Source organism: Streptomyces sp. NPDC057950, assembly GCF_042887295.1.
Classification (GTDB): Bacteria; Actinomycetota; Actinomycetes; order Streptomycetales; family Streptomycetaceae; genus Streptomyces; species Streptomyces kaempferi.
Genome location: NZ_JBHVPP010000004.1, coordinates 248,455 through 261,250 on the forward strand (window position 1 = coordinate 248,455; position 12,796 = coordinate 261,250).

Here is a 12,796-nt window from a genome sequence, read left to right on the forward strand (position 1 = left end):
TTGGCGAAAGACTGAACGCCCGTTATCAGGAGAGGGGTTGGGATGGCCGGATCGCCGACTGCACGTCGTCGACGTCTGTCGATCGAGCTGAAGAAGCTCCGCGAGCAGAGTGCGCTGACCTGCACACAGGTCGGTGCGGCGCTCGACTGGAGTGGTTCCAAGGTCAATCGGATGGAGACGGGCAGCGGCAGGATCCAACCGTCCGATATCGATGCCCTGTGCCGCTTCTACGCCACCAGTGACGAGTTGCGCGAGTTCCTGAAGGCACTGGCCCGGCAGGCAAAGACTCGGGGTTGGTGGCAGGTGCACGGCGCTGGAGTTCCGGAGTGGTTCTCCATCTACATCGGTCTGGAGCAGGACGCCTCCACGTTCCGCCAGTACCAGTGCGAGCTGTTGCCGGGGCTGATGCAGACTTCGGCGTATGCCGGTGAACTTCACAGGACCGGCGCGCACCTGTCCGCCCAGGACATCGACCGTGCTGTGCGTGTGCGGATGGAACGGCAGGCGATGTTGACGCGGTCCGGCGGTCCGGATGCCTGGTTCATCGTGAACGAGGGCGCGTTGCGCAACCTCATCGGGAATCGAGCGCTTATGCGCGAACAGCTCGAACGACTACTGGAGTCGCTTGAGTTGCCCAGTGTGACCCTGCAGATCCTGCCTTTCGATTCGGGCACCTACCCGGCCACCGGTTCGTTCACCCTGCTGGGATTCCCCGATCAAGAGGACCCGGACCTCGTCTATCGGGACGGCATCACCGATGCCGTGTATCTCGAAGGCGAGCATCATGTGCGTGAGTACACGAGGGCCTTCGACGGGCTGCGAGCAGCGGCTTTGAGCCCTCGGCGCTCCGCCGAACTGATCGAGACCGTCCTCAAGGGGTATGCGAGATGAACGCCGCACCGTCCGTGGCCGCCCACGCCTCCGTCTGGTTCACGTCCTCCTACAGCAACGGCGCGGGCGGCGAATGCGTCGAGTGCGCCCACGGTGTGGGCGGTGTCCTCGTACGTGATTCCAAGGACGCCGGTGGGCTCGTCGTCGCCTTCCGCTCTCACTCCTGGCGGGCCTTCACAGAAGGGATAGAAGGGTTGGAGGGCGATCGTCGATCAGCCGTCCGCCCGAGTTAGCCTCGGTGTGTTCAGCCCGCGCACGTAGATGCAGGCACAGGTAGGTGCGGGCACAGGCAGTCGCAGGAGGCAGCGATGGCGAAGGTACCGGCCGCGGCAGTGGCCGCCGGTGGGCTTGTCGGTGGGTACGGCGTGGCCCGGTGGACGAAGAAGCGGCAGCTCGGTGGGGTAGTGCTGGCCACCGCGGGCGCCGCGGCCGCGCAGCAGTGGCGGCGGCAGGCCGGCGGGAAGGCCGCCGGGGCGCTGACCGTCGCGTACGTCGCCGCCTTCGCCGGGTCTCACCCGCTGGCGAAGAAGGTGGGCGCCTGGCCCGCGGTGTTCGGGGTCGCCGGGGCCGTCGCCCTCGCCTCGTGGGCCGTCGCCGACCGGCGCGCCTGAGCACCACGCCGAGCGCAGGGCACGGGGCACGGGGCACAGAGCACGAAGGGCAGCGCGCAGCGCGACCGCGCCCCCGCGTCAGGAGACTCGCTCCTCCGCCCCCCGGAACGCCCGCCGGTACGCGTACGGGCTCGTCCCCACCACTCGCTTGAAGCGTTCGCGGAACGCTGTCGGGGAGCCGAAGCCCACCTGGGTCGCGATGCGTTCGACCGGGTACGTGGTCGTCTCCAGGAGGTACTGGGCGCGGCGGACCCGGGCGCGGTGCAGCCACTGGAGTGGTGTGGTGCCGGTCTGTTCGCGGAAGCGGCGGTTGAGGGTGCGGGTGCTCGTGCCGGCCCGGACGGCGATGTCCTCCAGGGTCAGGTCCCGGTCCGCGTGCTCCTCCAGCCAGCCGAGCAGCGGTTCCATGGTCGCGCCGGCCGGTGCCGGTGGCTGGGCGTGGACGATGAACTGGGCCTGCCCGCCCTCCCGTTCGAGCGGCATCACCGACAGCCGGGCCGCGTGCGCCGCGACGGCCGAGCCATGGTCCCGGCGGATCATGTGCAGGCACATGTCGAGGGCCGCGGCCGCGCCCGCCGAGGTGAGGAACTGGCCGTTGTCGACGTAGAGGACGTTCGGGTCGACCGCCACGGCGGGGTGCAGGGCCGCCAGGTCCCCGGCCGCGATCCAGTGCGTGGTCGCGCGCAGTCCGTCCAGCAGGCCGGTGGCGGCGAAGACGAAGGCGCCGACACAGATCGAGGCGATCCGGGTGCCGTTCGCGGCCGCCGCGCGCAGCGCCTCGGCCACCCCCGGCGGGAGCGGGGCGGTGGGGTTCTCGGTGCCGGGCAGGATGATCGTGTCCGCCTCGGCCAGCGCCTCCAGGCCGTACGGGGCGCGCAGCGTGAACAGGCCCGCGCCGACCTCCTGGCCCGCCTCGACCGAACAGACCCGGATCCGGTAGGCCGCCCGTCCGTCCGGCAGGCGCGCCCGGCCGAAGGCGTCGATCGGGGCGGAGAGGTCGAACGGGATGACCTGGTCGAGCGCCAGTACGGCAACGGTGTGCATGGCCAGAGCCTAGGCATACGGCGGGTTGTGGCCAACAGCGGCCAGCGGCGAACCAGCCTCCACCGCAGCGGGCCGCTGGTCTCGCGGGACCTCCGCTCACCGCCTCTTACGGCCCATGCCGACGGAGGGGATCGCGGCTGGCGGGAATCCGTCGAGCCCTGGCAAAAGTGCCACTTCTGCAAGATCCGAACCGCCCATAGCGTCACCCCGTGACCAAGTTCCTTCTTGCCGTGCACGTCCTCGCCGCGATCGTCGCGATCGGGCCCGTCACCGTCGCCGCCAGCATGTTCCCGCCCGCCGCCCGCAAGGCGCTCGCCGAGCCGCGGGACGAGCAGGCCCGCTCCACCGTCCGGCTGCTGCACCGCATCTGCCGGGTGTACGCGACGGTCGGCGTCGTCGTCCCCGTGTTCGGGTTCGCCACCGCCAGTGCCATGGGTGTCCTCGGTGACACCTGGCTGATCGTCTCGATCGCCCTGACGGCGCTGGCCGCGGTCGTGCTCGCGGCGCTGGTGCTGCCCCGGCAGACCGCGATCGTGGAGGGCATCTGGCACGACAGCGGCGTGCCGGACCCCCGGGCGACGGTCCGGCTCGCCATGTTCACCGGCGTCTTCAACCTGCTCTGGGCCACCGTGACGATACTGATGATCATCCGACCGGGGTCCACCACGGGTGCCTAGCCGCAGGATCCCGCCCGCCGGCCGGTGAGCAGCGGCGAGTCGGTCCGTTCCTCCAGGTCTGCCCTGAACTGCCGGGCCACCGCCGTCGCGACCAGTACCCCCGCCGCGACGATCAGCGTGAAGGACGCCCACGCCAGTGGCCAGACCGCGGCGTCCGGGGGCTCCGGGTGGGAGTGGAAGGCGACGTACATCAGGACCGCCGGCGGGGCCGCCACCAGCAGCAACGGCCAGGCCAGCGCGTCCCGGCGGCCGAAGTAGACCGCCAGGAGCAGCAGGGCCGCGCCGAGGAGCACGACTCCGGGCACGGTCACCGGGGTCGTCTCGGTGAGCGACCCGGGCGAGTCGGGGCGGTTGCGCAGATCCCAGGGCAGGCAGAGGAGGTACGCCGCGCCGGAGAGGGCGGCGCCGAGCAGGCGCGTCAGCCAGCGTTCCGGCCAGGGGCGCGTGCGCAGAGGGCCTAACAGCTTCTCGGTCATGCGTACGAGGGTCACTGTCCGGGCGACGGCCCGACAGAGTATGCGTACTCAGATCCTCGGATCCCCGAGAACGGCGGACCGGGACCGGTCGGCGAACGGCCCACCGGCGTGGCCGGTCGTCCGCGAGCCGGGTCAGGCCGTCTTCCCGGACGTGCCGGACGCGCCGGACGCGCCGGACGACGACACCGACAGCGGTGTGGCGATGTCCTCCAGAGAGCGCCCCTCGGCCTTCACCGCGAGCAACGCGGCCACCAGTCCCGCCGCGCACATCAGGGCCGCGCCGATCTGGAAGGCGAGCACCGTGTCTCCGACGACACCGGACTTCGTGAGGTCCGCGAAGACCAGCGGTCCGCTGATACCACCGGCGGCCGTTCCGAGGGCGTAGAAGAAGGCGATGGCCATCGCGCGGGTCTCCATCGGGAAGATCTCCGAGACCGTCAGGTACGCGCTGGAGGCGCCCGCCGAAGCGAAGAACAGCACGACGCACCAGCATGCGGTGAGCGTCGCCGCGTTCAGCGAGCCCTGGCCGAAGAGCCAGGCCGTGCCGAAGAGCAGCAGGCCCGACAGCAGGTACGTGGAGGAGATCATCACCTTGCGGCCGACCGTGTCGAAGAGCTTGCCCAGCAGCAGCGGGCCGATGAAGTTGCCGGCCGCGATGACGGCGAAGTAGTAGCCGGTGCCGCCGGAGGGGACGTCGTAGAACGTGGTGAGGATGGCACCGAAACCGAAGGTGATCGCGTTGTAGAGGAATGCCTGGCCGATGAAGAGGGAGAGGCCGAGCACGGCGCGTTTCGGATAGCGGCGGAAGACGGTCCGCGCGATGAGCCCGAAGCCGATGCTCTTGCGCTGCTCGATGGTGATCTCGCCCTCCGCGCGCGGCAGCGGCCTGCCCTTCTCCCGCTCGATGTCCCGCTCGACGGAGGTGACCAGCGCGTCCGCGTCCTCGCCGCGGCCGTGAATGAACTGCCACCGCGGGCTCTCCGGCACATGCCGCCTGACCAGCAGGACCACCAGTCCGAGGACCACTCCGAGGGCGAACGTGAGCCGCCAGCCGACGTCCTTGGGGAAGATGTCCGTGTTCAGCATGACGATGGACAGCAGCGCGCCGCCGACCGCGCCGAGCCAGTAGCTGCCGTTGATGATCAGGTCGACGCGGCCCCGGAACTTCGCGGGGATGAGCTCGTCGATCGCCGAGTTGATGGCCGCGTACTCGCCGCCGATACCGAAGCCGGTGAGGAAGCGGAAGGTGAAGAACCACCACGCGTCGAAGGAGAGCGCGGTCATCGCGGTCGCGCCGAGGTAGACGACGAGCGTCACCATGAAGAGCTTCTTGCGGCCGTAACGGTCGGTCAGCCAGCCGAAGAAGAGGGCTCCGGCGCAGGCTCCCGCGACATAGAGCGCCGCCGCGACGCCGGTGACCTGGGCCGAGGAGATGGACAGGCCGCTGCCGTCCTCGGAGAGCCGGCTCGCGATGTTGCCGACCGTGGTGACTTCCAGGCCGTCCAGGATCCAGACGGTTCCCAGGCCGATCACGATCATCCAGTGCCACCGGGACCAGGGAAGCCGGTCGAGGCGGGCGGGGACACTCGTGGTGATGGTGCCCGTGGAAGCGGGCACGGGGGCCGGCGGGGCTGGTGGGGTCATGGCTCCCTCTCCGTTCGACGAACCCTGACCGGATTCCCCGCCGCGAGGTGGTTACGCCCCCAGCGCTCGCGACACCACGTAGATCAGCAGCCCGGCCAGTGATCCCACCACCGTGCCATTGATCCGGATGAACTGCAGGTCACGGCCGATGTGCGCCTCGATCTTCCGGGTCGTGTGCTCGGCGTCCCAGCCGGCGACGGTGTCGGTGATCAGGGAGGTGATCTCCTTGCGGTAGGTCGTCACGACGTACACCGCGGCGCCCTCGAGCCACCGGTCGACCTTGGCCTGGAGCTTGGGTTCGGTGGCCATGCGGGTGCCCAGCGAGAGCAGCGAGGCCCGCACCCGCAGCCGCAGCTCACTGCGCTCGTCCTCGGCGGCGGAAACGATCATGGATCGTACGGCCGTCCAGGCGGAGGCGATCAGGTCCTGGACCTCACCGCGGCCGAGCACCTCGCCCTTGAGCCGCTCCACCCGGGCGCGGGTGTCGGTGTCGGACTGGAGGTCGGCGGCGAAATCGCCGAGGAAGCGGTCGAGGGCGCCGCGCGCCGGGTGGGACGGCGCGTCGCGCATCTCGGTGACGAAGCGCAGCAGCTCCTTGTAGACCCGCTCACCGACCTTCTTGTCGACGAAACGCGGGGTCCAGCCGGGCGCGCCACCCTGCACGGCGTCCATGACCTGCTCGTCGTGGAGCGCCAGCCAGTCGTGGGCGCGGGCGCAGATCAGGTCCACGACCCGCTTGTGACCGCCGTCCGCGACGATCTTCTCCAGCATCTTCCCTATGCCGGGCGCGATCTCCTGGGCGTCGGCGCGGCGCGTGACGGCCTCGCCGACCACCGCCTGCACGTCGGAGTCGCGCAGCACGGTCAGCGCTCCCCTGAGGGCGGTGGCCAGCTCGGCCGTGACCCGGTCCGCGTGCTCCGGTTCGGCGAGCCAGGTCCCCAGCCTGCCGCCGATGCCGACGGCCCGCAGGCGCTGGCGTACGACCTCCTCGGAGAGGAAGTTCTCGCCGACGAACTCGCCGAGCGACACCCCCAGCTGGTCCTTCTTGGTGGGGATGATCGCGGTGTGCGGGATGGGCAGGCCGAGCGGATGGCGGAAGAGGGCCGTGACCGCGAACCAGTCGGCGAGCGCGCCGACCATGCCGGCCTCGGCGGCCGCGGCGACATATCCGGCCCAGGGGCCCGCGCCCTCGTGCGAGGCCCACTTGGCGAGGACGTACACCAGGGCGACCAGGAGCAGCAGGCCGGTCGCCGTCGCCTTCATCCGGCGGACGCCGCGCTGCTTCTCCTCGTCGGCGGGGCTGAACGAGGACATCGTGCGGTTCACCGGGCCGGGCGCCGTCGTCGCGCGGTTCGCGGCGCCGTCCGGCCGGGCGCGCGGCCCTTCGGGATCCGCTGCTTCCGGTTCTGTGCGTTCCATTCGCTCCACCCGTTCGCCGACCCCGTCCGAGGTCTGGTACCCATTGTCCCTTCCTGACCGACTCCTGGAACGGAACAGGAGTTCCCGGCGTCTGTTCGGACGGGGAGAACTCAGGGAGATCTCCGGGACGCCTCAGGGTCGCCCCGGAAGAGGTTCTGTCCATCTCCCTCTACCCCATGACGCATCATGGGTTCATCACATCGGAGCCTCGGGCTCCCATCGCCCGAGGAGACACGCACCGCATGACCAAGCGTCACGGTTATGCCCTGCTGACCGCGATCGTCGCCGTGATCGTGGTCATATCCGCAGCCATATACGTGGGAGCCGCGGCCGACGACGGAAACGGCACCCGCAACGCCCTCGCCGGCGCCCCCGGCCCCCACAACTCCGCGGCCCCCGCCTCCGCGGGCACCTGGGTCGCCGCCTGGTCCGCCTCACCCGGCGGAGCCGAACCCGGCACCGAGGCGGGCGGCCTGGCCGGCCGCTCCGTGCGCAACGTCGTGCACGTCGACGTCGGCGGCACCGACGCCCGCATCACCCTCTCCAACCTCTACGGCCAGCAGCCGCTGCGCATCACGCACGCCTCGATCGCGGTCGCCGCGGGCGAGAACGACGCGGCGGCCGCGGCCGGGACCATGAGCCGCCTCACCTTCGCCGGCAGCACCGCGGTGGTCGTCCCGGCCGGGCAGCAGGTGATGAGCGACGGCGTACGGATCCCGATCCCGCGCGACACCGACGTCCTCGTGACCACGTACTCGCCCACCCCGTCCGGCCCGGTCACCTATCACCAGCACGCACGGCAGATCTCGTACGTCGCCGAGGGCGACCGCACCGAGGACCCGACCGGCGCCGCGTACACCGAACAGACCCCGCACTGGCGTTATCTGACCGCCCTCGACGTGCTGAGCAACGAGTCGGCGGGCACCGTCGTCGCCCTGGGCGACTCGCTCACCGACGGCATCACCTCCACGACGGGTGCCAACCACCGCTGGACGGACGCCCTTTCGGAGCGGCTGCACGCCGCGGCCGGTTCCGCGGACGTGCCGCGCTACAGCGTCGTCAACCAGGGAATCAGCGGCAACCAGGTCCTGGCCGACGGTCTCGGCCGGCCCGCCGACAACCAGAGCGGCCTCAACCGCTTCCGCCGCGACGTGCTCGACCGCACGAACGTCAGGGCCGTCGTCATCGACCTCGGGGTCAACGACATCCTGCGCAACCCCCATCAGGTCGACCCGCGCTCGATCACCGACGGACTGCGCCGGCTGGTCCAGCAGGCGCACGTCCGGGGACTGCGCGTCGTCGGCGCGACCCTGATGCCCTTCGGGGGCCACCGCGGCTACACCGGCGGCCGCGACGCGGTCCGGCGGGCCGTCAACGAGGAGATCCGCGCGGGCCTGGTGTACGACGCCGTCGTCGACTTCGACAAGGCGCTGCGCGACCCGTACGACCCGCGCAGGCTCCGCTCCGACTACGACTCGGGCGACCATCTCCACCCCAGCGACAAGGGGTACGAGCGGATGGCTGAGGTCTTCGACCTGGACGACCTGAAGGGGTCGGCCCCGGCGGAGCTGTAGCGGGGGCCGACCGCGACCAGAAGTCGGCCGTGACAGCGGTGACGCTCCGTCCGGAAGCCGGCCGCGACGCTCCGTCCAGACGCCGGCGGTGGCAGCGGTGACGCTCCGTCCGGAAGCCGGCGGCGACGCCCCGTTCAGACGCCGGCGGTGGCGGCGGTGACGCTCCGCCCGGAAGCCGGCGGTGGCGGCGGCGGCGCTCCGTTCAGAAGTCGCGGTGGCGGCGGTGACGCTCCTGGCGGCGGGCCTCGTGGCGTTCGCGACGCTCGGCGTGCCTCTCCCGGCGCTCCTCGTGACGCTCGCGGATCAGGTCGCGGGCCTCCTCGAGCGCCTCGAGGTGGGCGTCGTACACGTCGTCGAGGCGGCCCCGTGAGCCGGCCCCCAGCGCCCCGCGGCCGGACTTGCGCTCCAGCTTCTCCTGGCGGCGCTCCTCCCTCAGGCGCAGCCGCTCGGCGCGGGTGACCTTCCGCTCGACGCCGACCCCGCCCCAGAACGCGAAGCCCGTGACGATCACGCGCGGGGCCCCGGGGTCGCCCGGCCGCCCCTCCTCACGGTGGTCGAAGCCGCCCATGATGCCGATGCCGCGGACGACGACCTCCACCCCGGGCGGCACCACGACGTTCACACCGCCCATGACCGCGACGCAGTTGATGACGACCTCACGGTCGGCGAAGTTCGCCTCGCGCAGGTCGATCTCACCGCCGCCCATGAACGCGAAGGAGCTGAAGCGCCGCGGCACGGTCCAGCGGCCCTTGCGCTCGAACCCCGACAGGATCGCGACCCCCCACCCGGACGAGCCCTCCCCGCCGACGATCCGAGCGGCCCAACTCCCGCTCTCAGAGGGCTCTTTGAGCATATTCACCGGAGTCGCGGCGGCCGAGCCCGGCAGATCGCGGGTGAGCGGCGCCAGGTCCCGGTACGTACGGGCCTTGAACGTCGCCTCCAGCCGCTCCTCGAACTCCTCCATGTCGAGGCGCCCCTCCGCGAGGGCGTCCCTGAGCTGTTCGGCGACCCGTTCACGATCGGCGTCGGAGGCTCGCAACTCCGGGCCCGCGGGTTCGGGAGCCCGCGGCACCGGACGCTGGTCGTCGCTTCCCCGGGAAGGCACATCCTCGGTCATGGGACCAGCCTACGAGAGAGCCTTCTCCTCGTACATGCGGCTGATGACCGCCTCGATGTCCGGCTCCCGCACCGAGAGGTCCACCAGGGGGTACTCGGCCGCGATCCGCGCCACCAGCTCGGCCGCCGACGCCGACGCGGGGAAGGCCAGCCACTGCCGGGGCCCCTCCACCTTCACGACCCGCGCCGACGCCACCTCGACCGGCGGCAGTTCCCGCTCCAGGTCCACCACGAGGGTCCGCTCGCTCTCCCCCACCACGTGCAGCCCGGTCAGCGGACCGTCGTACATCAACCGCCCGTGGTCGATGACCATCACCCGCCGGCACAGCTGCTCGATGTCGGTGAGGTCGTGCGTGGTGAGCAGCACCGTCGTGCCGCGCTCGGCGTTCAGGTCGCGCAGGAACGAGCGGACCCGGGCCTTGCTGATCACGTCCAGACCGATCGTCGGCTCGTCGAGATAGAGGACCTCGGGGTCGTGCAGCAGCGCCGCCGCGATGTCCCCGCGCATCCGCTGGCCGAGGGACAGCTGCCGGACCGGTACGTCCAACAGCTCGCCCAGTTCCAGGAGTTCGACGCAGCGATCGAGGTTCTCGCGGTAACGGGCGTCCGGGATGCGGTACATGCGGTGCATCAGCCGGTAGGAGTCGATCAGCGGGAGGTCCCACCACAGCGTCGTGCGCTGCCCGAAGACGACCCCGATGCGCCGCGCGAGCCGGGTCCGCTCCCGGGACGGATCGATGCCCGCGACCCGCAGCCGGCCGCCGCTCGGCGTGAGGATCCCGGTCAGCATCTTGATGGTGGTGGACTTCCCGGCCCCGTTCGGTCCGATGTAGCCGACCATCTCGCCGCGCGGCACGGTGAAGGAGAGGGAGTCCACCGCCCGCACCTGACGGCGCTCGCTGCGCAGGAAGCCCGTCTTCTTGCGCACGTCGAAGACCTTCTCGACACGGTCGAGTTCGATGAAGGCGTCAACCGGACCCGCGGACAGGTCTGTTGTCATGTCGGTTCAGCTCCCCGTGCTGCGATAGGAACGAAGTCCCGCCCGCCAGGCGGCCCCTGCCAGCACGCAGCAGCCCGCCGCGACGAGTGGCGGTGCGAAGGCGACCCAGGCCGGCAGGTCGAGCGGATAGGGCCGCCCCAGGACGTAGAGCGCGGGCAGCCAGTTCACGAAGGCGAGCGGAAGCACGAAGGTCACCCCGCGCACCAGGTCCTTGGCGAAGACGGTCGGCGGGTACTGCAGGAGCGTACTGCCGCCGTACGTGAAGGAGTTCTGCACCTCGGAGGCGTCCTGCGCGACGAACTGGAAGGCCGCGCCGGCCACGAAGACCGCCGAGAAGATCGCGGCGCCGCTCAGCACCATCAGCGGCACCAGCAGCACCTTCAGCGGCGTCCAGGTGATGTCGAGTGCGGTGACCGCGTAACCGAAGACCAGCAGCCCCTGGGTGACCCGGCCCAGCCGGCGCAGGGCGAAACGGTCCGCGGCGACCTGCGCGAGCACGGGCACGGGCCGCACGAGCAGCGTGTCGAGCGTGCCGTCGCGCACCCGGCGCCCGAGCCGGTCCATCGAGCCGAGCACGAGATCCGTGAGCCCGAACGCGATGGCCGAGACCCCGTACAGGAAAGCCACCTCGGGCAGGCTGTAACCGCCGAGCCGGTCGATCTGCGAGTACATCAGCAGGATCGCGACGAAGTCGAGGCCGGTCGCCGCGAAGTTGCCGAAGGTGGTCATCGCGAAGGACGCGCGGTAGGCCATCGTGGAACGGATCCACATGGCGGCGATCATGCGGTACGCGCTCAGTCCGTCGCGCATCCGGGCGTACGTCCCCTGCCGGGCCCACGGGTCCTCGGCTCCGGCCCCGGCCCCGGCCTCGGTCGTCCGGGACCGCACGTCCACCGGGCTGTCCGCCGTACTGTCCGCCGAGCCGTCCGCCGGGCTAGCCACCCTGCACCACCACCCTTCGCGTCGCCACCGACTGGAGGAGCCGTCCGAGCGCCAGCAGTCCGACCGCCCAGGCCGCCTGGAAGGCGTACGTGCCGAGCGGGTCCGCCGTGCCCAGCAGCACGTCGACGGGCGCCTGGATCAGGGACGACCAGGGCAGGGCGCGCACCACCTCGCCGAGCACACCCGGGAAGACGTTCAGCGGCAGCAGCATCCCCGAGCAGAAGACGCCCGCGATCATGGCCATCTGCACCGCGCCCGCCCCGTCCAGGAGCCAGAAGGCGGACAGGGCGACGAGATAGCGGATGGAGAAGCTGACGAGCACCCCGAGGGCGACCGCGACCAGGAACGCCAGCCAGGTCAGCGGGTCGGCGGGCAGCGCGAGGTCGAAGCAGAGCGCGCCGAACACGAGGGGGACCACTCCACGCCCCAGCAGATGGAACAGCGCCCGGCCCGCGTCCTGGGCCAGCCACCACAGCTGGAGGTCGGCGGGACGGTAGAGGTCGATCGCGATGTCACCCGTACGGATACGCTCCAGGAGCTCGTCCTCGAAGCCGCCGCCCATGGTGGCGACCACCATGAGCAGCGCCTGGGACAGCCACACATAGGAGAGCGCCTGTGCCTGGTCGTAGCCGCCGAGGTGCGGTTTCTCGTCCCACAGCGCGGTCATGATGTACGCCAGGATGAGCCCGAAGACGGTGTTCGTGAACACACCGGCGGCCGTCGCCGTCCGGTAGGTGGCGTAGCGCCGGAACCCGCCCAGGGCGACGGCCGTGTACAACCGCCCTGTCCCCACGAGGAAGTCCTCCTTGCACCGGGAAAGCCGTTTTCGGCCGAAGCGCAGGAGCCTAGTCCCACGGCGATGCTCGCTGCCAGGCATTTTCCGGCGCGACGCGTGCCGGAATCCGGGAACGGAACGCTTGGTGCGACAGTCTTCAAGAGGGGGCGCACAAGGCGTATGAGGTCGTACGGGTGCGTACGACGTGAAACAGGAGTCCGGCAAACAGATGAGTGACAAGCCGCAGCCGCAGCAGGACGACCAGGGCTGGGCACCCAGGGGGCCCGAGTCGGCTGCCCAGGCGGCACCGGGCGAACCCGGTGAGCCGGGGAAGCCGCCCGCAGAACGGGGGGACCCGGAGAAGCCGGAAAGGCCGGGGAAGCCGGAGGAGACCGGACGGGCGGACGAGACCGGGAAGCCGGAAGCGGCCGGTAAGCCGGACGGGACCGGCAGGCCGGAAGGGCCGCGGAAGCCGGAGGAGCACGCGCAGCCCGCACGACCCGAGAAGCCGCGGGGACCCGCGCAGCCCGCGAGGTCCGGGGAAGCCGGGATTCCGCAGGGACCCGCACGGCCGGCACACCCCGGGAATCCGCAGGAACACCCGCAGCAGGCACGTCCCGCGAGGCC

13 protein-coding genes are annotated in these 12,796 nt (G+C 71.0%); 5 read left to right on the forward strand and 8 right to left on the reverse strand.

The window, feature by feature from the left end:
- The first annotated feature begins 42 nt into the window (after nt 1-42).
- The 3 genes from ACFVTC_RS10005 to ACFVTC_RS10015 all read left to right on the forward strand — a co-directional run bounded on the left by ACFVTC_RS10005 (nt 43) and on the right by ACFVTC_RS10015 (nt 1,502).
- The gene (locus ACFVTC_RS10005) at nt 43-891 is read left to right on the forward strand and encodes a helix-turn-helix domain-containing protein (RefSeq protein WP_390125926.1); all 849 of its coding nucleotides are present in this window, start codon (nt 43-45) and stop codon (nt 889-891) included.
- On the forward strand, nt 888-1,124 hold the full coding sequence (locus ACFVTC_RS10010; RefSeq protein WP_390125929.1) for a DUF397 domain-containing protein: 237 nt from the start codon (nt 888-890) through the stop codon (nt 1,122-1,124). The genes ACFVTC_RS10005 and ACFVTC_RS10010 overlap by 4 nt, the downstream gene beginning before the upstream one ends.
- Nucleotides 1,125-1,199: 75 nt before the next feature.
- Entirely contained in the window at nt 1,200-1,502 is a 303-nt protein-coding gene (locus ACFVTC_RS10015) for a hypothetical protein (protein WP_390125931.1), read from the forward strand.
- Between the two features lie 78 nt (nt 1,503-1,580).
- On the opposite strand, the gene ACFVTC_RS10020 is transcribed toward ACFVTC_RS10015, so the two are convergent.
- Nucleotides 1,581-2,546: a GlxA family transcriptional regulator gene (locus ACFVTC_RS10020; protein WP_390125934.1), complete on the reverse strand. Its 966-nt coding sequence runs from the start codon at nt 2,544-2,546 to the stop codon at nt 1,581-1,583.
- A 209-nt stretch (nt 2,547-2,755) separates the two neighbouring features.
- Between ACFVTC_RS10020 and ACFVTC_RS10025 the strand changes: the two genes are divergently transcribed.
- On the forward strand, nt 2,756-3,223 hold the full coding sequence (locus ACFVTC_RS10025; protein WP_390125936.1) for a DUF2269 family protein: 468 nt from the start codon (nt 2,756-2,758) through the stop codon (nt 3,221-3,223).
- On the opposite strand, the gene ACFVTC_RS10030 is transcribed toward ACFVTC_RS10025, so the two are convergent.
- From ACFVTC_RS10030 to ACFVTC_RS10040, 3 genes are all read right to left on the reverse strand, one after another.
- Nucleotides 3,220-3,699 (reverse strand): hypothetical protein, encoded by a 480-nt coding sequence (locus ACFVTC_RS10030; protein ID WP_390125940.1) that lies wholly within the window; start codon nt 3,697-3,699, stop codon nt 3,220-3,222. The genes ACFVTC_RS10025 and ACFVTC_RS10030 overlap by 4 nt on opposite strands.
- Nucleotides 3,700-3,831: 132 nt before the next feature.
- Nucleotides 3,832-5,343 carry an MFS transporter gene (locus ACFVTC_RS10035; protein WP_390125943.1) on the reverse strand — a complete coding sequence of 504 codons (1,512 nt, stop codon included), beginning with the start codon at nt 5,341-5,343 and terminating at the stop codon, nt 3,832-3,834.
- A 51-nt stretch (nt 5,344-5,394) separates the two neighbouring features.
- Entirely contained in the window at nt 5,395-6,762 is a 1,368-nt protein-coding gene (locus ACFVTC_RS10040) for a DUF445 domain-containing protein (protein ID WP_390125946.1), read from the reverse strand.
- Nucleotides 6,763-7,004: 242 nt separating this feature from the next.
- On the opposite strand from ACFVTC_RS10040, the gene ACFVTC_RS10045 reads away from it, so the two are divergent.
- Nucleotides 7,005-8,336, forward strand: a complete 1,332-nt coding sequence (locus ACFVTC_RS10045; protein WP_390125949.1) for an SGNH/GDSL hydrolase family protein — start codon at nt 7,005-7,007, stop codon at nt 8,334-8,336.
- A gap of 202 nt (nt 8,337-8,538) precedes the next feature.
- On the opposite strand, the gene ACFVTC_RS10050 is transcribed toward ACFVTC_RS10045, so the two are convergent.
- The 4 genes from ACFVTC_RS10050 to ACFVTC_RS10065 form a co-directional block, all read right to left on the reverse strand.
- Nucleotides 8,539-9,453: a DUF1707 domain-containing protein gene (locus tag ACFVTC_RS10050; RefSeq protein ID WP_390125951.1), complete on the reverse strand. Its 915-nt coding sequence runs from the start codon at nt 9,451-9,453 to the stop codon at nt 8,539-8,541.
- A 9-nt stretch (nt 9,454-9,462) separates the two neighbouring features.
- Nucleotides 9,463-10,452 (reverse strand): ATP-binding cassette domain-containing protein, encoded by a 990-nt coding sequence (locus ACFVTC_RS10055; protein WP_390125953.1) that lies wholly within the window; start codon nt 10,450-10,452, stop codon nt 9,463-9,465.
- 6 nt (nt 10,453-10,458) lie between these two features.
- Nucleotides 10,459-11,262: an ABC transporter permease gene (locus ACFVTC_RS10060; RefSeq protein WP_390126211.1), complete on the reverse strand. Its 804-nt coding sequence runs from the start codon at nt 11,260-11,262 to the stop codon at nt 10,459-10,461.
- A 124-nt stretch (nt 11,263-11,386) separates the two neighbouring features.
- A complete protein-coding gene (locus ACFVTC_RS10065) occupies nt 11,387-12,187 on the reverse strand; it encodes an ABC transporter permease (protein ID WP_390125955.1) in 801 nt (266 codons plus the stop codon).
- Between the last annotated feature and the right edge of the window lie 609 nt (nt 12,188-12,796).